Below are 20,222 nucleotides of genomic sequence, written 5' to 3' on the forward strand. Positions count from 1 at the left end.
ATCTGAACCCTATTGAAAAGAAATGGGCGCAAGCAAAGTTTCTACGACAAGGGTGGATGGAGAATAATCTGCCTAAACTGTTTCAGGATATGGGCTGTTCCAGTTTTATTGTGGATTGACTATAGTTAAAAACGATAACTCATATTTAATGATGAGCCGTTTTTATTTAAAGGTGTCTGTAAATACTGTATGCAAATTATCAACGATGTAGTTTATATTTCAGTAGCAAACTCATTAAGGTTCTAACAGTTTAATGTTTTCTTGTGACGTTATGAAACTGCCATACCTAAAGTCTAGCTGATATTTTAACTTCTATACTCCCCAAAACTCATTAGTAGCAAAGGTTGATTGTGTTATTACAACTGTTAATAAGTGAGTCTGTTAATAATAAATATCTACCGACTTCTCTAGTATTGAGAATATGAATATTTGATTGCTCATAGTTGTTATTTGAACTTAGATAACTGTTATTAATAGTTTTTTGAGTGCTATTTGTCAGTATTACAGAGACTTTCATCAGTAGTTTTTATTTATAATTCAAAACCAGTGTTTAGATAATTATCAGATTTTAGTACATAAGTTTTTTGATGATATACATTTAATTAAACTAATGTTTACATATAATTTTTCTACAATATTTATGAAACGATAGTAGCAATATTAGATTATAGTCAGTTCAATATAATTTCGATACAAGGAAACCGAGTGCAAGTTATACATTAGTATGCTTAGCGAGGATGACGCTGTAGCGGATTTATATAGACTTGACTATAGTAGTTAGTATCATAAAGTATTAAATAATTGGGAAACAGAAACATTGTTCACCAAAAAAATACGTTGTTCTCAATTTAATCCTAGCTGAAATTTTAAAGTAGGTAATAAAAAACCGTATCTCGAAACCAAGATACGGTCATAAAAACATTGAGCCTTTGTTATCATTCAATAGATTAACTATCAATCACTTCAAAGCTAAGACCAGAATGCGCTTCTAAGCGAGTTATTAGCTTATCTCCCATCGCAGATGCTGGTGTCCAGAACCCACCGCCAACGTCCTCTTTGCTGATATCTTGTGCCAGACATAATGCCGCCTGCGAAATCATGCGAGAAGTACTGCCGTAACCAGGATCTCGATCACCTGTTACTTTAACGGTAATAGTGTCATTTTTGGCCGTTTGTCCAAAGTGACGAATATCAAAGTAGCCGTTTTCTTGCTCGTCTTTAGAAGGGCCTGAGCCAGCTTTTGGTAAGACGTGCTTGGCCAGTAACTCACGACTTGGTTTAATCATCATTGCAGTGGCAAAGCCCAATAAGCCTGCGCTCATAGCATAGCTAGACAGTTTTCCTTTGACGCCATCTTTCATCCACATTGCTTCGTCATATTTGAAATCGCGACCGTATTCATAGCTGAGCAATTGATTAGTACGATGGACGATACGCGTATTGATGGTTGCCATGACGAAAGGTGCTAACCAGCGCTTATGATTGCTGTCATATACTGGTTTGCTGACATTGTCCTGACGTACGTTTGGTGCATCAGTATCATCGTTTAGCAAATAAGGATTGGCCACTTGTTTTCGACGTGATTTGTCCTCACCAGCTTCTTCAAATATCGATGCCATCGATGCAATAGTACCGCCTGAGATACCACCTTTCGCTGCTTTGACACGCATATGGATGACATTACAGGTCTCGCCAAACTTTTCTTCTGCCTTAGCTTGGGTAAAGTACGCACCTAAATCTGAAGGTATAGAATCAAAACCACAAGAGTTTACGATACGGGCACCACTTTGCTTGGCAGTGTCTTGGTACTTGTCCATCATATCTTTGATGAAAATAGCCTCACCAGTAAGATCGACATAATCCGTACCGTTTTCAGCACAGGATTTGATCAGTGGCTCACCATACTTTAGATAAGGACCGACAGTAGAGATGATGACTTGAGTTTGCTTTGTCATCTTATCAAGGCTGTCAGCATCGTTACTGTTGGCAATAATAATGTCTACCTTGCTCTCAAGTTTGGCCTGCAACTTGTTGAGCTTGTCTTCATCACGACCTGCGATCGCCCATGATACGTCTGAGCCATCTTCGTTCTTATTATTTGACAAAAAATTGGTTAAATAGTGGGCAGTGATCTGACCGACGAAGCTAGTCGCACCATATAGAACGACTGCATAAGGGCGTGTGTCGCCGCTGGTTTTTTGTGTAGGGTTTTCAGTATCCGTATTGGTATCCATATGTATTGTCCTTAATAGATTTGAGAATAGGTGGATAGTAAACTATAAACCAAGTCGTTTGATTAGGTTAGAGGTTTGTGAGGTCGCTACAGTTTATAGTTTGCAGCCTACCTCACATACAACATCACATATAACGTGAGGAATTTAAAATAGTTCTGCATACAGTTGGAAGAGTAGCGTTCAGTAAAAGAGCATCTAATAAAAGTACATTCAGGTAAAAAGCGCTTAGTTTAAGAACTCTCAGTGAAATAACGCTGCGTTCAGAAATATAATTCTATTTCGAAAATATCATCTATTAAAGAAAAAGAGGTATGAGACATTAACAGTTACTACAAACTTTACATAACCTGCCGATATTATTACTAAAATGAACGTTTTTTAGAGATGAACATTGCTAATCTATAAGCGTAAACAGTAATAACTAGCATTAGATAAAAACAAGTTAAATAGATGCTACATAAATTCTAATATCTGTTTTTTACCATTATTTGAGGAGAAGATTATGTTTCGTTGGGCTATTATTTTTGCAGTGATCGCATTATTAGCGAGTTTCCTAGGTTTTGGCGGTGTCGCAGGATTGTCTGCTAATTTGGCATACATTTTCTTAGCAGTCGCTGTGATTTTGTTTATCGTTGCCTTTGTCAGTCGTAAGATGTAGACACGGCTTATCGTTGTAAATACCTACTATAAAAAAGACCCTCAATTGAGGGTCTTTTTTTGTCTGCTTTAACTAGGGTAATCAGTACAGAGCTAGGATAATCGGCATTAAGGCATACATTGTAGACTTGCTACTATAAGCGTTTGGGCTGAATAATATGCTCCATACGTTTGGCTAAACGAATATCCAGACTAGATATACCGCCTGTATCGTGGTTGGTTAAACGAACTTCTACGATATTATAGGTGTTACGCCATTCAGGATGATGTTCAAGCGCTTCAGCATGAAATGCCGCTTGATTCATAAAGCTCATAGCTTCGATAAAATCGCTGAAATGATATGTCTTGACGATGCTATTGCCGTCACGCTGCCAGCCAGCCAGCTCTTCCAGCTGTAGATTGATTTGTTTGTCAGATAAACTACTCATATTAATAACCTTTATTGTTATGTCGAATTGGTTTATTAAAAGTGGTGCTGGGGTATGTCTCCTATGCGAAATAAATATCTACATATTTTTCTGCTTCGCCCGATATCACTTAATTGAGTCTCGTTAACGAATTAATTGAACCTAACTACGTAGCCAATTAAATTAAATCTTGATACTCAGGATGTTTGCTAATGTATGATGCGACAAATGAGCATTGTGGTATCACTTTCTTGTCTTGCTCACGCGCATAATTCAATGCGTGCTTAACGAGTGCTGAACCAACACCGCGTCCACCCAACTGCTGCGGTACGATAGTATGATCGTAGACCAACTTGTCAGCACTTTCCTGATAGCTAATATAACCTGTCTGACCATCGATAGAGGTCTCAAAACGTTTTGCTGCTTGATTATGAACAATGTCTAGATTTGGTTTAGAGTTTTGGTTACTCATTAATATACTCCATTTTTTATTATCGAATTTTTATTATGAACTAAATGTTTTATTAATTTTGATAGTGCCAGTTTAGTATGTAGTTTTGACGCTCAAGTATCTAGACATTTACCGTAATGGTAGATAGGACGACTGTTAACGTCACCTATGTTTGTTGTCCTACCTTATCATGGCCGTATCTAGTTGCAAATCTGAATATGTCACCATGCATAGGATATGGCTTTACGAACGACTGGGGGTAAAAAGCGAGTGAGACCACTAGTGTTTTCTATCGCTAATTTGTCTTCTAAATCGGCCGCTGACCTATCATCTTTATGAGTAGTACTATCTGCATTTTCCATTGACTGTACATAGGCTTGCCATTCTTTTTCACTAGGTTTGCTAAAGTGATAAATACGTCCCAGTACTTGCTTGAGTTGTGTGCCAAAGTGGCCAGTGTTATAGCTTAAACCATACTTACGGCATATGGCCTGTACCTGCGGTGCAATCTTTGCATAGTGGCCAGCTGGCATATCAGGAAATATATGATGCTCAATTTGATGAGACAAGTTACCTGTCAAAAGGTGAAACCATTTGCTGCCTTTGATATTGCTAGAGCCAAGGATTTGGCGTACGTACCAATCGCCTTTACTTTCATTGGCATCGAGATGAGTATAGATATGCGCTTGCTCAGTGAAATGGCCGCAAAAAATGACTGCCCACGTCCATAGATTTCGGACAGTGTTGGCAGTCATGTTGCCGCTCAGCGTACTAAAGGCGCTACGACGACCTAGCGCCATCGCTACCACAGACGGCAGTGCAATATAGTCTTTGCCTATTTGTCGTCCAATTTTGGCAAATAACGCGCGAGACTTTTGCTGCATGATTTTGTGCAGATCAGGGGAGTCAGCGTATTCATCTGCACTGATTTGGATGTCATGAAAGGCTACCGCCCATTCAAATCCAAATGCCAGTACCGCTGTACTAAACATATTGTAGCGATCTTCTGGCGTCCAAGGCTGCTCATCAGTCACTCGAATCAAGTGATAGCCTACGTCATGATCACGGCCTACAATATTGGTAAAAGTATGATGTAAATAATTATGTGAGTGTTGCCATAATGGAGCAGGGCAGACAATATCCCAGTCGAATTTTTGACTATTAAGGTGCGGGTGTTGCATCCAGTCATATTGACCATGCATAACGTTATGGCCTAGCTCCATGTTGTTCAATATTTTGCTAAAGCTAAGTAAAGACGTACCTAGTAGCCAAGTAGCGACCAGACTGCGTTTCGATGGCATACGCCCAGCCGCTGCGAGTAAACCACGAGAGATAATCTCGCTATAGACTACAGTGGCATGTACACGTTGAATATAACGCGCATCATCGCTACCCAGTGAATCCATGACGCTTTGGTAGAGCGTGTTTAACTCATCGGCTAGCGCGTCACTTTGGTCTTTTGGTAATTGCGCACCCGTCAATGTTGGATAGAGATTTTGTTTCGATTGAATATTCGTATCTGTCGAAAATGCAGATACGGCAGACTGTGCAGTGAATATAGGCGGTAATAAACGCATAGAAACTCCTTAACTAAGGCTATTAATATCGAATGTCATAGGGTTGGTTTCATCAGATGTCTAGATTTTATTGGACAATCTGACTCATGGTTTTTAATCATCTTATATATCTAACACCACATCTGTCATGGCAATATTGATGCAGGTTTGAATCGATTCATAGCCATCGCTACTTATTTTTCCCGTCTCAATATTTTTGACCACGCCGCTGGCTTTGTTACAGCGACACAGCTGACAGATACCTTGTCTACACCTATAACTGAGAGTTATACCTGCTTGCTCGGCACCGATGAGTAACGTGGTATTGGTATTAAATTGTCGCTGTCGACCGCGCAAATAGACCGTTTGCGTTGCTATATCATCTTTCTCGTTGTTTGTATTATGACTATTGCCATTGATAGCAAGCTCATGTGACAGACTGCCAAAACGCTCGAATATAAGATTGTCGTGCAACGAGCGTTTGTCTTTCAGTGAGTCCATATCTAATGATGTAATTGCTTGAACAGCATCATATAGTCCGGCTAATAATGCCTGCGATCCACAAACAAATATCTGCGTATCTACTAATGGCAAATTAAGTGCCAACAAGCTTTCCGCGCTTAGATGTCGCGTACTTGCCAAATAACTATCAGGGTCTTCTGTATTGATAAAGTGATAAGTAAAGTTTGGATAACTGTCTTTTAATTGCTGCCAGTGCTTCAAAAAAGGCGTCTCTGCCAGTGGCATGCGACTGTAATACAACAATGTGACCGTATGGCCTTGCGATAAGGCTTGTGTGATAAGACCTAGCATTGGAGTAATGCCGCTGCCTCCTGCTATAAACAGTAGCGATGAGGGTGCAAGAAGTAAGCGGTTAGCACTTTGTGCATCAAGCTTTGCCTGTGCTAAGGTGAAGTCGCCGCTGGGCAAACTACTATCGAATATGGTGCCCAGTGGTGCTTGCTGTGTTAGATAGTTGGAGACCAATCCTTGAGGTTTGATGGCAATGGTAATGATATTCGACTGTAACTGTTTATTTTCACTACTCTCACTATTGTCGATGTCCGATTGCAAAGATAAGGATTGGTTGGGCAATCCTACCAACGAGTAATGGCGCTGATGGTAAATTGCATCAATAACGGCCGTTAAATTGATGTGTTGACCACCATGCCAACCGCCGTCTGAATCAAGTGCTTGCCGTTTAAAAGCATGATTGCCTTCGAACTGGACCGCAACCAAGTCATCATTAAGAGCATGCCGTGCAATCAACCGTAACTTAGGGGTCGTCAATGACCAAAACGGATGTAAGCGCGATCCGATAAAATCGACAAACGCACGTTGAACTATTTCAGGGCGATAGCCGTTGGCCATATTATCAGTACCTGTATGATTGCTATAAAGTAGGTGTTGAGACGAACACAAAGTCAGGTTATCAATCATTTTGATAATTAAATATCAAACGGATCTACTCGACCTTGTTAAGCCACACTAACATGCTAACGGCTATTGATTAAATTTGCGAAAGTTTTGATGCTATTTTTTGTGGTCTTTATAAAACGCTAATGAATCAAAATGTTAAGTTAGTTCATTAAGATAAGACTCCTTGAGTTATTTTTTAAAGCGAGTTTTATAACTAAAGGCCATAGCCTGCTGTCAAAAACAGTAAAACAACTGGTAAAACAACCTGTCAGCTTGCAGGGCATGCGCCACAATGCGATAATGACCTATAATTTGTAACCCTGATTTTGAGGTACGGCACGCTTGGCATCATCGCTGAGTTGCATTTGCTGTTCTCTTCTATGCAGTCTATCGGAGTGTTAATGGCTCAATATATTTACACGATGAACAACGTGTCAAAACTTGTTCCCCCTAAGCGTGAAATCCTAAAAAATATCAACCTATCGTTTTTCCCTGGTGCCAAAATTGGTGTCTTAGGTATCAACGGTTCAGGTAAATCAACTTTGCTACGTATCATGGCAGGTGTGGATACTGAGTTTAGTGGTGAAGCACGCGCGCAAGCAGGTACCAAAGTTGGCTATTTGCCGCAGGAACCACAGCTAGATGACAGTAAAGACGTTCGTGGTAATGTCGAAGACGGTATGCGCGAAGCGCTAGATGCGCTAGCACGTCTAGATGCTATCTATGCTGAATACGCAGAGCCTGATGCTGATTTTGATAAGCTTGCTGAAGAGCAAGGCAAGATGGAAGATATCATCCAGTCTTGGGATGCGCACAACTTAAACAACCAGCTAGAAAAAGCAGCCGATGCGCTCCGTCTGCCACCATGGGATGCGGACGTTAGCAAACTATCAGGTGGTGAAAAACGCCGTGTGGCATTATGCCGTCTACTATTGTCGCGCCCTGACATGCTATTACTTGACGAACCAACCAACCATTTGGACGCCGAGTCTGTTGCGTGGCTAGAGCAGTTCTTGCAGAACTACAGCGGTACTATCGTTGCCATTACCCATGATCGCTATTTCTTGGATAATGTTGCTCAGTGGATTTTGGAGCTTGACCGTGGCCATGGCTATCCGTATGAAGGCAACTATACTGAGTGGCTAGAGCAAAAGAACACGCGTCTAGAGCAGCAAAATAAGCAAGAAGAATCATTTGCTAAAGCGCTGAAAAAAGAGCTTGAGTGGATTCGCAAAAACCAAAAAGGCCAACAGGCTAAGTCTAAATCTCGTGTACAGCGTTTTGAAGAATTGAACTCAACTGAGTTCCAAAAACGTAATGAGACCTCTGAGATTTATATTCCACCTGGCCCACGTTTGGGTAACAAGGTTATTGAGATCAATGACATCTCTAAATCATTTGGCGATCGTCTGCTATATGAAAACCTAAGCTTTAACGTACCAGCTGGTGGTATCGTTGGTATTATCGGTCCAAATGGTGCAGGTAAAACCACGCTATTTAACATGATTACTGAGCGTGATACCCCAGATACAGGTTCAGTCGATTTGGGTGAAAGTGTCAAGGTTGCCTATGTCGGTCAGGTACGTGATCACTTAGATGATAATAAAACCGTATGGGAAGAAGTTTCGGACGGCCTTGATATTATTACGGTTGGTGATTACACCACGCCAAGCCGTGCCTATATCGGTCGCTTCAACTTCAAAGGCTCAGACCAGCAGAAACACGTCGGTCAATTATCAGGTGGTGAGCGTAACCGTCTGCAGTTAGCGAAGACGCTAAAGCAAGGCGCAAACGTATTGCTCCTCGATGAACCATCAAATGATTTGGATATCGAAACCTTACGTGCGCTAGAGGATGCGATTCAAGTATTCCCAGGCACGGTCATGGTCGTCTCGCATGATCGCTGGTTCCTTGACCGTATCGCTACTCATATCTTGGCATTCGAAGAAGAAGGCCCAGTTTGGTTCGATGGTAACTATACTGAGTTTGAAGCGTATCGTAAAAAGACAATGGGTGATGATGCCAGTCCTAAACGTGCCAAGTATAAGAAAATTACTAACTAATACGACTGTTTAATATAGTCGAATCCTAAAAAAAGACCGCTAATTGTTAGCGGTCTTTTTTTGTTTAGCTTAAAATCTTAAAGGGTATGGGTAGTTGTTAAAATTAACGCTTACGCCCAAACTTACGCTGCTTTTTATTACTAATCTCAGTAATAGCGTGAGTGATTTCTTCTTCGTCCAAACTAGCGACTTGCTGCAAGATTTGCATCATATCAGGCGTTAGTACGTACTTAGCATGATGAGCGATGTCATTAATACGATGATCAAAAGTCAGTATACCTGTTTCATCGTCTTTTTGCAGATAGTCAAGACGAGTCAGCGCACTGATGAAACTGGTAAACAAGGCGCGATCAAAGAAGTCAGGAATATCATCTGCATAGAGCACAGACAAACGCTGCCCAAGCAGATGACACAGGTCCACAACTTCGTTTTCAGTTAAATTACCAGAGCCTTGCTGAGCAAGTAGAGCAAGCGTCATAAAGTAACGCTCAAGGCTTTGTCCAACTGGTGTCGCCAGCACTTGTAGCTGCTGATAGTGCTTGCTATTAGACTCAGGCACGCTGAGCGTATCATCACCCAAATCAACGATGAGTCCATGAGACAGCAGATTATCCACTTTCTTATTAAGCGTATCAGCCAAGCCATGTGCTGGATAATATAAGAATAGCTCACTTTGTAAGAACGGATATAGCTGCTCAGCGATACTATCGAGACGGCTGCGTTTGATACGCCCGTTGCGTGCGACTAGCGCAGACAGGAACGACAGCAAAATAAAGACATGCAAAATGTTGTTACGGAAGTAGCTGAGTAACGCTGCTTGCTTACCTGCGACCTGAATGATATCGCCCAAGATATGCGGCGTACGCTCAATAAGTTTTAGCTTAATACCATAATCAATGATTTGCTGCGGCGTCATGTCAGTGATAACCGTATCATCCGAGTAGACCAGCTGCTGAGCCAGACCTTGATACAAAGCAATTTGCTCACGACAAATGTTTTCATCCAATGCCGCTTTCGGTGCCGATAGTAAAACTAATGACAGTAGCGAGACAGGGGTTACAACCGCAGCTTTATTGATATGCTGCATGACTTTCACACCGATGTTATCAACCATAGCGCTGGTCTTTTCATCAAGCGGCGAGTCAGTACGATCAGATGGCAAACTATTGGCTGGCACATCGAACTTTGTCATAAAATCGCTAAGGTGCAATGGCGTACCGAAGCTCAAGTGCACATTACCAAAGATACGCTCGATTTTACGGCCAACTTTAAGTAGTCCAATCAAAGACTCCGACTCTTTTGGTTTACCTTTTAGCTCACCGACATACGTGCCGCCTTCCATAATGCGCTCGTAACCAATATAAGTTGGAATAAATACTACAGGCTTATTGGTTTGGCGTAGCTGACTATGGACGGTCATCGCTAGCATACCCATTTTTGGCGGTAGCAAGCGACCTGAACGTGAGCGACCACCTTCGATAAAGTATTCAATCGGGGTGTTGCGCGTGATAAGGGTATGCATATATTCGCGCAGTACAGCAGTATACAGCGCGTTGCCACGGAAGCTACGACGAATATAAAAAGCAACGGCACCGCGTAATAGTGGGCCTAATACAGGTACATCTAAATTGTCACCTGCTGCGACATAAGGGATACTCAGACCGCGCTTGTAGATGACATAAGACAGTAATAGATAGTCGACATGGCTGCGATGACAAGGCACATAAATCAGCTCATAATCGGTCGCAAGGTCACGTACTCGCTCGAAATGATGGACTTCTACGCCGTCATACAACTGCGTCCACAACCATGTCAAAAATTTATAAAAGCCTCTAATAATGGAATGAGAGTAGTCATTGACCATCTCATTAGCATAGCCTCTGGCCTGACTGCGAGCTTCTCGAACGCTAGTCCCTTTCTCGGCCGCTTCCATCTCAATCGCATGCTTAATAGCTGGCGAGTACACCAGTTTGTCTACCAAGTTACGTCTATCTGATAGATCTGGGCCAAGCATACTAGCGCGCTGCTTATCTAAATAAATCGACAATTGCTGCTGCAACATACGAACCAGTTCACGATTACTATCAGCTGATGCGACTAGCGCATAACTTGGCGTTTGCTCAGCGTCAGCTGCGGCATCACTGTTAGTAGCTATTGACTCTGTATCGAGTGAATCTGTAACTGTTAAATTTGCTTTAAGGGCATCTGTAGCAACTGAGTCAAAGGTAGCAGGTCCTTCCACATCGCCTTTAAGATTATCATTGATAATAGTACGTAAGTCTTGCGGTGGGTGAAACTGTACAAAAGTGTCGCGGCCCATCACCCCGATATTAAATAGTTGCTTGGTAATGCTAGGGTCTTGCCAGTTGTCGGCAGTTAATAGCTTAAATAGCGAATCTTCTTTTTCAGGTGCGCGTCCCCACAGAATCGATACGGGCACTAGACGTACCTTTAACTCCGGATATTGCAATACAGCAGACACTAAGCGAGAAAGGCGAGGAGACAATTGGCTGTCTTTGGCACTTGGGTGATTCAAAAATATGATGGCCGCATTTTCTTTAATATTATGGGCGGCATCATTTACTCCAACCAGTGCAGGCGGTAAGTTGTGCTCTTGCGTCTGCAAGTCGATCAGAATACTGTTGGAACGAGAATAGTCCTGTAATACATAAAACCGTAGCGTCTGATCATCATTATCGAACTCAGGTAGCTCACCTAATAGCTTAGGTTTTACGGCGATATCGAGCATCTGACCTGACAGCTTACGATACAGCTGATTGATCGGTGCATTAGAATAAGGCTTAGTAGCGATTGCATTGCCATCAGTTTTAGCAGTGCCATCAGTCGCGACGCCATCAGCTTTAGCAGTGCTGTCAGTCGCGACCGGCGCTTTAAAAATCCGTTTTTTTAAGAACTTCGGTATCATAATCAGTATCAAAAATAGTCAAATATGTTGCGCTTATGATGCCATAAAAGCCACCAAAGCGATATATAGTGTCTGTATATACTACCAATATTAATACGGTTTGGTTACGCTGTAGTGAGTGACCAATTATACAAAATGCTCAAACATTTGAAAGTTCACATGTTTAGGGTAATAATATATTTATATCACCGATGACTCATAAATATAGCGTCTATTTTTCAATTTCATTTTATTAAGCCTAAAACTTATGACTCCAGCTATCGATCTTGCCAAAAAACGTAACCTTGATTACCAAGTACACGAATATACTCACGACAGCAATGCCGTATCGTTTGGTTTAGAAGCCGCAGAAAAACTTGGCGTAGCGGTGACACAGGTGTTTAAAACTCTAGTGGTGACCACTGATACGGGTGTACTTGCTGTGGCGATATTGCCAGTCGACAAGACACTTAACTTTAAAAAAATGGCTAAGGCGCTATCTTCTAATAAATTGCTATCTTGCAAAAAAGTACAGATGGCTGACCCCAAACAAGTAGAGCGTAGCACAGGCTATGTGTTGGGTGGCGTCAGTCCACTGGGTCAAAAAAAGCGACTAAAAACCGTGATAGATAGTACAGCTCAAGATCAGGCCACTGTCTATGTAAGTGGTGGCCGCCGCGGTCTTGAGATTGAATTGCCGCCTGCACAGTTGGCCGCGACGCTTGATGCTTGCTTTAGTGGTATTACTGATGAGTAAAATGTTATACGGTGGCTATCATCTGCCTATTATAAATTCGCCATGTCGACAATTTCGCTAAGCATATTTATGAGTAATCTATACTGGGTTCGCTTGTATTGAAAATACTTTGGCGCAAGATTGTTGTAGATTGACCATAGCGATGAGGCGTAGACTTATACGCCGGTTTATCTATTATTTTTATCTACATTTAAGGACATGCTCATGCCACATTTAACCATTCAAGTGACACCCAACGTCAGTATCGCTCACGAAGAATCATTGCTCAAATCGCTAAACAAAGCATTATGGGATAGTGGCCAGTTTAAGCTGCCTACTGATATCAAAGCACGTATTGTACCTATTAAGTCATTTCTAGTAGGTGTTGAAGACGATGAGCAGGCCAATGGATTTATTTATGCTCACCTAAAGCTAATGAGTGGACGTGATATGGCCACTCGTGATCAATTGGCTGAGCTGTTGGTTGCTACTATCGAGGAAAAAATAGGCGCAGAGCAGTCAGGACGTGCGGCACTGCAGATATGTGTAGAAGTTGAAGAGATAAGTGCGGTCTATCATAAGAAAATGCCTGGTAGTTAACAGTACCTGCCTAAATCTGCTAGTTGCTTTGTATTATTTATAAGTATATTTTCAGTTAAGCATAAAAAAGCGCCTAAATGATAGGCGCTTTTTATTGATTATCGATGCAGTTCTAGTCAATTTTAATCTAAGAAAGCAAAATGATCGATTTCCATTGATGTCATGCTTTCGCTTGGTGCAACCATCGCTTCTGCGTGACCAGACGTGCGTGGTAGTAACTTATCAAAGTAGAATTCAGCAGTCTGAATTTTTGCTTTATAGAACTCTGGTGCTTCTGTGCCGCCATTTTCTAGCTTTTCATAAGCTACTGCTGCCATACGCGCCCAATGATAACCCATCATCACATAGCCTGAGTACATTAGGAAGTCCTCTGACGCTGCTGAGATAATTTCACGGTCTTTACGTGCCATCAACATCAAGCGTACCGTCAAGGTATTCCACTCAGCACACAGTTTGGTTAGTGCCCAAACGAATTTACGCATTTCTTTATCAAGAGCATACTCGCCACACCATTTCATGATGCTTGACGTGTAGTCACGGATAATCTTACCTTTAGACTGCAAGATAACCTTACGGCCTAGTAGATCAAGCGCCTGTACGCCAGTGGTGCCTTCGTACATCGTTGCGATACGAGCATCACGAGCGATTTGCTCCATGCCCCATTCTTTGATGTAGCCGTGACCACCATAGACTTGCTGACCATGCTTAGCAGCTTCGATACCTAGCTCAGTTAAGAAGCCTTTTAGAATTGGCGTATAGAAGCCCAATTTGTCGTCCCACTTTTCGAACTCTTCATCATCGCCATTGACAATACCTTGTGCCATTTTGTCGGCATAACGTGCTGAATGATAAATCATTGAGCGACCGCCTTCAGCAAAGGCTTTTTGCGTCAGTAGCATACGGCGTACGTCGGCATGATGGATGATCGCATCAGCTACTTTTTCAGGATCTTTAGTACCAGATAGCGTACGCATAGAGCGACGTTCTTTGGCATATGGCAAAGCGTTTTGGAAAGACAATTCAGTATGCGCCAGACCTTGGATACCAGTACCGATACGAGCCGTGTTCATGAATGTGAACATGGCTTTTAGGCCTTTGTGCGGTTCGCCGATTAGATAGCCGACTGCGCCGTCAAAGTTCAATACACACGTTGAAGATGCGCTGATACCCATTTTGTGTTCGATTGAACCACAAACTACGGCATTGCGCTCGCCAGCTTCACCTTCAGCATTCGGGGTGAATTTTGGTACGATGAACAATGAGATACCGCGCGTGCCTTCTGGCGCATTTGGTAGACGTGCTAGAACGATATGAACGATATTATCTGTTAAGTCATGCTCACCGCTTGAGATAAAGATTTTGGTACCGCTGATTTTATAGGTGCCGTCATCTTGTGGAATGGCTTTCGATTTAACTTGACCCAAATCTGTACCACACTGTGGTTCAGTCAGACACATGGTACCTGCCCATGAGCCTTCGACCAACTTAGGTAAATACAGTGCTTTTTGCTCGTCAGTACCGTACTGAAGCAGCGTGTTGATACAACCTGTTGATAGACCAGGATACATTGACCATGACCAGTTAGCAGTACCGATCATCTCAGATTTGATAAGGTTGATTGACGTTGGCAGATTCATACCACCGAATTCTTCAGGATATGAAATACCTTGCCAGCCGCCTTCTACAAACTGGTCATAAGCCTCTTTGAAGCCTTTTGGTGTGGTCACGACGCCATCTTCAAAATGACAGCCTTCTTCACCACCTGATTGATAGAGCGGGGCAATGACGTTTTCAGCAAAATCAGCCATACCTTGTAGAATCATGTCTACAGTTTCAGGATCAGCGTTTTCGCCGTTGTCTAACCTTTTATAATGCGTCTGATAGTCAAATACATCATTAATCAAAAATTTGATATCACGTAAGGGGGCTTTGTAAGTTAACATAATCGCTCTCTTTGGTTAGTTCGCTATCATAGACTTATGGCGCAATATTTGAGTCACAACTTATGTAAGCGATATTTACTTATTTTGGATGAGCTAGACGTTATATTAGTCATCAAGTGAGTTGTTAGTGGACAGCTTTCCAGTGTATTAGTTATTAGAACGTCTTTAGCGACGGACAGCTGTTATGGCGTTGATATGATTATAAATCTTAAACAGCGACAAATATACAACTAATAACTATTATTCATGATTAATTATGTTATTAATTCATTTTAGTTTGTATAGGTAAATTGTATCTTCGCTTGAAATTATTCTATAAAGGGTTATGTAGACTCATTTAAATTCAAAGAAAAATGGACTTATCAAATAGGAAAGCCATTTATGAGCACCTCAAAAAAGCAACAGCGAACCTCTTGGTTGAGCGCATTATTAACTCGTATCAAGTGGTTAATCGATGGTGAGCTGAATCATTTACTCACAGTCAATCGCAGTCAGCGACCATGGCATATGCCCATCATCGCGGCGATTGCGATTAGCTTTCCGGTGTTTGTAGGGGCTTATTTTGGTGACTTGTCTTCAGGTATCAAAGCATCGCTAGGCTCGATGATTATTCTAAACCTACCATTTACAGGCGGGCTACCACATCGGCTAGTGACGGTCATGGCTTGGGGGTTTGCGATGATACTCAGCTTTGCACTGGGGCTGATCGCGCAGCTGATGCCAGTGTTGCGGCTGCCTGTGTTTATGCTGATTGGGATTAGCGTGGTGATGTTAGGTCGTTATTATCGGCAACCACCACCAGCGGGATTGTTTGTATTGATGGCGGGTGCGATTGCGCTATTTATCCCCGTGCCAATTGATCAAGTGCTCTCAGCGATAGGGCTTGTGATATTGGGTAGTGGCTCCTCGATGTTGCTAGCGCTACTCTATAGTTTGTTCTTATTGGCGGCCCGTCCTGTTGCTTCTGTACCTGTTTATGACTATCAGCCTGATATGATTAGCGATAGTCTGATCGTGGTAAGTTTCGTTAGTTTGGCGTTGGTCGTTGCTGTTCTGTTAGAGCTGCCTTATCCCTACTGGGCAGCGATGAGCTGCTTTATTATCATCCAAGGTATGCAGCTACGAACCATGTGGATCAAACAGTTGCACCGTTTATTGGGTACGTTGGCTGGCATGGGCGTGGCGGGCTGGATGCTGTCTTGGGGACTATCAGGATGGGGCATCGCTATAGCAATACTATGTATGATGTTTTTGATTGAATCGTTTGTCGATCGGCATTATGGACTGGCGGTGATATTTATCACGCCGCTGACGATATTTATCGCCGAGTATGGTAGTACGATGTCAGTGCCTCCCGTCGCTGGGGACGTTATCCAAGCGCGTATGATTGATACGGCGCTCGGCTGCGTGATTGGATTGAGTGGTGGTCTAGCGATACACTCTACGCGATTGCGTGTACCGCTACGCCGTTTTGAAAATTGGCTATTACTACATTTTAGTTAATAGTCATAGCTTTACAAAGATTTCTCTTTGATTAACGGTCTTGATTTAACGCTGTTGTCGCTTGTGCTACATCGATAGTATGCCCAGTCCAACGCTCAAAGCTTAAAGCGGCCTGACCGATAAGCATACCGTAGCCTTCAGAGGTCTGTGCGCCACGAGCGGCAAAATGCTTCAAGAATGGTAGCGGACGACCATACATCATGTCGTAAGCGTACTGACAGTTTAGAGCATCATCCAACGGCAACGTATCACCTGACAAGCCAATAGAAGTGGCATTAATGATAATGTCAAAAGCGCCACTGAGTTCATTGGTCGCACAAACCTCGATATTTTGGTCATCAATCACTGAGCTGGCTGCACTTAGCTCATTTACCAAATCGGCTGCCTTAGACGCGGTGCGATTGGCAATCGTGAGAGAGTTAATACCCGCTTCAAATAGTGGCAATATTACGCCACGCGCCGCACCGCCTGCACCTATTAGCGCCACACGAGCATCGGTCAGCGGCCAGTCCATACTCATAATGTGATTGATAAGTCCTTGTCCATCCGTGTTATCACCATAGAGTGCATCAGTGATTGGCACGCCGCTTTCTAGTAGTGCTTTGTTCAATAGTAACGTATTGACTGCACCTGCCGTCTTGGCATGTGCTGATAGACCACCACGCGCCGCGCAGCAGTCATAAGCAACTTGTTTAAAAGGAACTGTCACGTTAGCGCCCACACCGCCACCGCAAAAAAACGCCTCAACGACAGCCGTAAAACTGGCGGCATCATCAGGACAGTACTGACGTTGATAGCTAATATCAATTCCTGCTTGGATAGCAAACTGCTCATGAATCTCAGGAGATTTACTATGGGCGATTGGATTGCCAATAACGATAAAGTGTTGGGTCATAAATAGTCCGCTGGCTAGAAAATAAAAATACTATCAAAGAAGCAATAAGTGGCGCTCAATCATCATAAGGGATAACGCTATGATTGACAAACCAAGAGGCCATCACCAATACCAATCAATGATTAGGAAGTGATAGCGTTAGTCAGAAGCGGCCTTATCGCTTTTGAAAATAAATTATGATATTGAAGCAGCTTTAGGTAATTAGTACGCAGGCAGTTTTCTACTTTCTACTGAAGAGAAGGTCGTTTTGGTACGTTATATATTTAACAAATCTGTACTCTCGGGGAGTGCTCCGCGTAACGTAAAAGGTAGTCAAGTGCTGAGCAGTTGGGTAAACTATAAAACATGGAAACCTATATCAATATGCTGTAATGACTGCTAGATTATAATATTTGTGAAATATGCTCTTTATTGAAAACTATTCGTTATCAGCGGCATTCCTGCCAGCTCGTTAATACTATTTCGAGATCAATCTAAAAGTGTGAGTAAATTATCCATGTGGAATCCTAACCTACAGACCCTTCTAGTCGGTACGATAATGGCAGTTGGTGTGACGCTCAGTGGCTGTGACAGCACCAAAGAAGATGCTCCAAATCCAGATGCGGAGACTACTGAGCAGGCAACAACGAATGAGCCAGTACAGGACAGCGCAAACAATCCTGACCTAGACGGTGCCACTGCTCAGCAAGGCACACCAGTGAGATATGATGTCGCAGCATGGGGTACTGATAAGGTTGAGTCACTCGCGGTGGATGAGTTAGATAGTATAAAATCTGTGTTTGGCGAAGTGATGAGTACTGACGAAAACAGCCTAGACTATGCCAGTAATCCAGCGGCGAAATATCGCTTTATGAAAACGGACGCGCCTTATCTAGATATCATCGACTCTGAAAAATATCTAGAGCTTGGCTGGTACTATGCCAATCCTACTGACACAGACAAAGAAAAAGAGCTGAGCCAAAACCACGCCAAAAAAGCCTATCAGTTATCGCGTCAATTGATGGGTGATGATGGCGGAAAAATGGTTGCTGATATGCTCAATAGCCAAATCATCAAAAACCGAATCGTCGGTGGACAAAAAATAGAGCTAGCAAAATGCGAGTTTTATAGCTGCATGCTGGTTATCAATAAAGCCGCTGCTCAAACAGACAATAGCTAAATTATGACCGATACGACGTTAGTACCAAACGGTTGGGTGTGTCTGTACCCACAAGGCGACAGGGTGACCGATGATAGTAGTTTGACCGAAGACAGCAGTGTGATTGAAGATAACAGGACAACCAGCCAAACGGTAACAATGTCTTTAGATAATCGCGGGCTGGCATACGCTGATGGTTTTTTTACCACCATGGGTGTCATCGATGGGTTGATACTATGGTCAGACTATCATTATCAGCGGCTCGTCTCTCATGCTGAAGCCTTGCAGCTAAATATAAACAGCGAAGAGCTATTAGCCGTACTGCAACTGTATGCCCAGCAGTTAGATCAGGGTATGCTCAAGCTAGTAGTCACTCGCGCTGCGCAGAATATACGCGGTTATGGTTATACACCTAATGCAAATGGTAGCGACTGTGAGATATGGCTAAAGGCTACCGCAATGCGAGTTTCTACTGCACTGCAATTGTCCTTGCCTGATGGAAACTTAGTACCTATCCAACCTAATGCTTCGGCAATATGTTTGGCTTCTCAGATTGCTTGCTTACCGCCACCGCTAGCAGGTCTCAAGAGCCTTAATCGCTTAGACAATGTTCTCGCTAGTGGTGAGCTACAGCAGATAAAAGCTGAGCCATTGGCATCAAAGCTTGCTTCAACACTTGGTGAAGGACTGCTACGTGATATGAGCGGGCAGTGGGTTGAGGGTACGATGAGTAATGTATTCTATCAATTGGCAGAAGCACCACTATCAGAATCCAAAACCAGCTCTAGCGTTCGTAAAGATGATGAAGATTACTTAACCACTGGTCAATGGTACACCCCTTCTATGGCTCAATCGGGCGTCGCTGGCGTCATGCGTCAGGTAATTATAGATGCACTATCTACGACGCAATATCCAGTCATAATCAGGTCGCTACAAGATGAAGATTTGCCTAAGTTAACGCAGTTATTCTTTTGCAATGCACTGCGCGGTATCATGCCAATGAGCAGTCTGACGTTATTGTCAGGTGATGTTGTGGATTTTTAATCCGTTTAGTTATTACTCTCTTTATTTAATAAACGATAGAAATGCTGTTTGAAAAACTCTTTTCTTCCTTCTTGTTTTAGGTCTTCGTAACGCGCTTGGCTAAGTTGTAGGTATTCAGCTTCCTGTTCAATACCAATAAATTGTCTTCCTAAGACATTACTTGCAATACCTGTCGTCGCAGAGCCAGAAAAAGGGTCGAGAACCACTGCATTTTTCTTAGTAGAGGCTAAAATAATTTGAGCTAGTAAAGCCAAAGGTTTTTGTGTAGGGTGCTTACCACAAGATTTTTCCCACTTAGCAATTGCTGGCAAGCGCCACACATCTTTCATTTGCTTATCGTTATTGAGTCTCTTCATCAAATCGTAATCGAAGTAGTGCGGTACTTTAGGGTGTTTTCTTGCCCAAATAATGAATTCTGTAGAATGAGTGAAAAACCGACAAGAAAAGTTGGGTGGTGGATTGGTTTTTTCCCAAGTTATAACATTAAGTATCTTAAAACCAAGCTGCGGTAAAATACGTCCTAAGGTAAAAATATTATGGTGTGTAGAGACCATCCCAGATTCTGTGTAACTGCCATTTAGATTAAATGCTTACTGATACGGTCATCAAACATAATCATAAAACGATTCAGAGCAGACGTCCAGTTACGGATTGGCATCGACCACTTTTTA

Annotated in this window: 16 protein-coding genes; 7 read left to right on the forward strand and 9 right to left on the reverse strand. The window is 42.5% G+C overall.

The genetic code is table 11. The features are described from left to right. Positions 1-947: 947 nt before the first annotated feature. The gene (locus JMX63_RS13095) at positions 948-2,234 is read right to left on the reverse strand and encodes a saccharopine dehydrogenase family protein (RefSeq protein WP_201572837.1); all 1,287 of its coding nucleotides are present in this window, start codon (positions 2,232-2,234) and stop codon (positions 948-950) included. Between the two features lie 502 nt (positions 2,235-2,736). On the opposite strand from JMX63_RS13095, the gene JMX63_RS13100 reads away from it, so the two are divergent. Then, positions 2,737-2,892 (forward strand): DUF1328 domain-containing protein, encoded by a 156-nt coding sequence (locus JMX63_RS13100; RefSeq protein WP_082624527.1) that lies wholly within the window; start codon positions 2,737-2,739, stop codon positions 2,890-2,892. Positions 2,893-3,025: 133 nt separating this feature from the next. Here JMX63_RS13100 and JMX63_RS13105 read toward each other — a convergent pair whose 3' ends face one another. The 4 genes from JMX63_RS13105 to JMX63_RS13120 form a co-directional block, all read right to left on the reverse strand. Continuing rightward, a complete protein-coding gene (locus JMX63_RS13105; RefSeq protein ID WP_057757953.1) occupies positions 3,026-3,319 on the reverse strand; it encodes a 4a-hydroxytetrahydrobiopterin dehydratase in 294 nt (97 codons plus the stop codon). 157 nt (positions 3,320-3,476) lie between these two features. Next, positions 3,477-3,770 carry a GNAT family N-acetyltransferase gene (locus JMX63_RS13110; protein ID WP_201572839.1) on the reverse strand — a complete coding sequence of 98 codons (294 nt, stop codon included), beginning with the start codon at positions 3,768-3,770 and terminating at the stop codon, positions 3,477-3,479. Between the two features lie 200 nt (positions 3,771-3,970). After that, entirely contained in the window at positions 3,971-5,326 is a 1,356-nt protein-coding gene (locus JMX63_RS13115; protein ID WP_201572841.1) for a fatty acid desaturase family protein, read from the reverse strand. 102 nt (positions 5,327-5,428) lie between these two features. Next, positions 5,429-6,676: a flavin reductase family protein gene (locus JMX63_RS13120; RefSeq protein WP_201572843.1), complete on the reverse strand. Its 1,248-nt coding sequence runs from the start codon at positions 6,674-6,676 to the stop codon at positions 5,429-5,431. Positions 6,677-7,125: 449 nt separating this feature from the next. Between JMX63_RS13120 and ettA the strand changes: the two genes are divergently transcribed. Continuing rightward, entirely contained in the window at positions 7,126-8,787 is a 1,662-nt protein-coding gene (gene ettA, locus JMX63_RS13125; RefSeq protein ID WP_057757965.1) for an energy-dependent translational throttle protein EttA, read from the forward strand. Between the two features lie 103 nt (positions 8,788-8,890). Here ettA and plsB read toward each other — a convergent pair whose 3' ends face one another. Beyond that, positions 8,891-11,713: a glycerol-3-phosphate 1-O-acyltransferase PlsB gene (gene plsB, locus JMX63_RS13130; RefSeq protein ID WP_201572845.1), complete on the reverse strand. Its 2,823-nt coding sequence runs from the start codon at positions 11,711-11,713 to the stop codon at positions 8,891-8,893. 247 nt (positions 11,714-11,960) lie between these two features. Between plsB and ybaK the strand changes: the two genes are divergently transcribed. Further along, positions 11,961-12,449, forward strand: a complete 489-nt coding sequence (gene ybaK / locus JMX63_RS13135; RefSeq protein ID WP_102090904.1) for a Cys-tRNA(Pro) deacylase — start codon at positions 11,961-11,963, stop codon at positions 12,447-12,449. A 204-nt stretch (positions 12,450-12,653) separates the two neighbouring features. Then, positions 12,654-13,028 (forward strand): 5-carboxymethyl-2-hydroxymuconate Delta-isomerase, encoded by a 375-nt coding sequence (locus tag JMX63_RS13140; RefSeq protein WP_201572847.1) that lies wholly within the window; start codon positions 12,654-12,656, stop codon positions 13,026-13,028. 122 nt (positions 13,029-13,150) lie between these two features. Here the strand turns inward: JMX63_RS13140 and JMX63_RS13145 are convergent, their stop codons facing one another. After that, a complete protein-coding gene (locus JMX63_RS13145; RefSeq protein WP_201572849.1) occupies positions 13,151-14,971 on the reverse strand; it encodes an acyl-CoA dehydrogenase C-terminal domain-containing protein in 1,821 nt (606 codons plus the stop codon). Between the two features lie 381 nt (positions 14,972-15,352). Between JMX63_RS13145 and JMX63_RS13150 the strand changes: the two genes are divergently transcribed. Further along, positions 15,353-16,474 carry an FUSC family protein gene (locus JMX63_RS13150; protein WP_201572851.1) on the forward strand — a complete coding sequence of 374 codons (1,122 nt, stop codon included), beginning with the start codon at positions 15,353-15,355 and terminating at the stop codon, positions 16,472-16,474. 31 nt (positions 16,475-16,505) lie between these two features. Here the strand turns inward: JMX63_RS13150 and aroE are convergent, their stop codons facing one another. Next, positions 16,506-17,369 carry a shikimate dehydrogenase gene (aroE, locus tag JMX63_RS13155; protein ID WP_201572853.1) on the reverse strand — a complete coding sequence of 288 codons (864 nt, stop codon included), beginning with the start codon at positions 17,367-17,369 and terminating at the stop codon, positions 16,506-16,508. A gap of 496 nt (positions 17,370-17,865) precedes the next feature. Between aroE and JMX63_RS13160 the strand changes: the two genes are divergently transcribed. Beyond that, entirely contained in the window at positions 17,866-18,528 is a 663-nt protein-coding gene (locus JMX63_RS13160) for a hypothetical protein (protein WP_165598150.1), read from the forward strand. 3 nt (positions 18,529-18,531) lie between these two features. Continuing rightward, positions 18,532-19,551: an aminotransferase class IV gene (locus JMX63_RS13165; RefSeq protein WP_201572855.1), complete on the forward strand. Its 1,020-nt coding sequence runs from the start codon at positions 18,532-18,534 to the stop codon at positions 19,549-19,551. A 5-nt stretch (positions 19,552-19,556) separates the two neighbouring features. Here the strand turns inward: JMX63_RS13165 and JMX63_RS13170 are convergent, their stop codons facing one another. Further along, the gene (locus JMX63_RS13170; RefSeq protein ID WP_201572857.1) at positions 19,557-20,105 is read right to left on the reverse strand and encodes a DNA-methyltransferase; all 549 of its coding nucleotides are present in this window, start codon (positions 20,103-20,105) and stop codon (positions 19,557-19,559) included. Positions 20,106-20,222 lie beyond the last annotated feature (117 nt).

The organism is Psychrobacter nivimaris (assembly GCF_904846365.1).
GTDB lineage: Bacteria > Pseudomonadota > Gammaproteobacteria > Pseudomonadales > Moraxellaceae > Psychrobacter > Psychrobacter nivimaris_B.

Coding starts and splice junctions, on each gene's coding strand:
- JMX63_RS13095 (WP_201572837.1), bottom strand. CDS start 2,234: ATGGATACCAATACGGATACTGAAAACCCTACACAAAAAACCAGCGGC.
- JMX63_RS13100 (WP_082624527.1), top strand. CDS start 2,737: ATGTTTCGTTGGGCTATTATTTTTGCAGTGATCGCATTATTAGCGAGT.
- JMX63_RS13105 (WP_057757953.1), bottom strand. CDS start 3,319: ATGAGTAGTTTATCTGACAAACAAATCAATCTACAGCTGGAAGAGCTG.
- JMX63_RS13110 (WP_201572839.1), bottom strand. CDS start 3,770: ATGAGTAACCAAAACTCTAAACCAAATCTAGACATTGTTCATAATCAA.
- JMX63_RS13115 (WP_201572841.1), bottom strand. CDS start 5,326: ATGCGTTTATTACCGCCTATATTCACTGCACAGTCTGCCGTATCTGCA.
- JMX63_RS13120 (WP_201572843.1), bottom strand. CDS start 6,676: ATGGCCAACGGCTATCGCCCTGAAATAGTTCAACGTGCGTTTGTCGAT.
- ettA (WP_057757965.1), top strand. CDS start 7,126: ATGGCTCAATATATTTACACGATGAACAACGTGTCAAAACTTGTTCCC.
- plsB (WP_201572845.1), bottom strand. CDS start 11,713: ATGATACCGAAGTTCTTAAAAAAACGGATTTTTAAAGCGCCGGTCGCG.
- ybaK (WP_102090904.1), top strand. CDS start 11,961: ATGACTCCAGCTATCGATCTTGCCAAAAAACGTAACCTTGATTACCAA.
- JMX63_RS13140 (WP_201572847.1), top strand. CDS start 12,654: ATGCCACATTTAACCATTCAAGTGACACCCAACGTCAGTATCGCTCAC.
- JMX63_RS13145 (WP_201572849.1), bottom strand. CDS start 14,971: ATGTTAACTTACAAAGCCCCCTTACGTGATATCAAATTTTTGATTAAT.
- JMX63_RS13150 (WP_201572851.1), top strand. CDS start 15,353: ATGAGCACCTCAAAAAAGCAACAGCGAACCTCTTGGTTGAGCGCATTA.
- aroE (WP_201572853.1), bottom strand. CDS start 17,369: ATGACCCAACACTTTATCGTTATTGGCAATCCAATCGCCCATAGTAAA.
- JMX63_RS13160 (WP_165598150.1), top strand. CDS start 17,866: ATGTGGAATCCTAACCTACAGACCCTTCTAGTCGGTACGATAATGGCA.
- JMX63_RS13165 (WP_201572855.1), top strand. CDS start 18,532: ATGACCGATACGACGTTAGTACCAAACGGTTGGGTGTGTCTGTACCCA.
- JMX63_RS13170 (WP_201572857.1), bottom strand. CDS start 20,105: ATGGTCTCTACACACCATAATATTTTTACCTTAGGACGTATTTTACCG.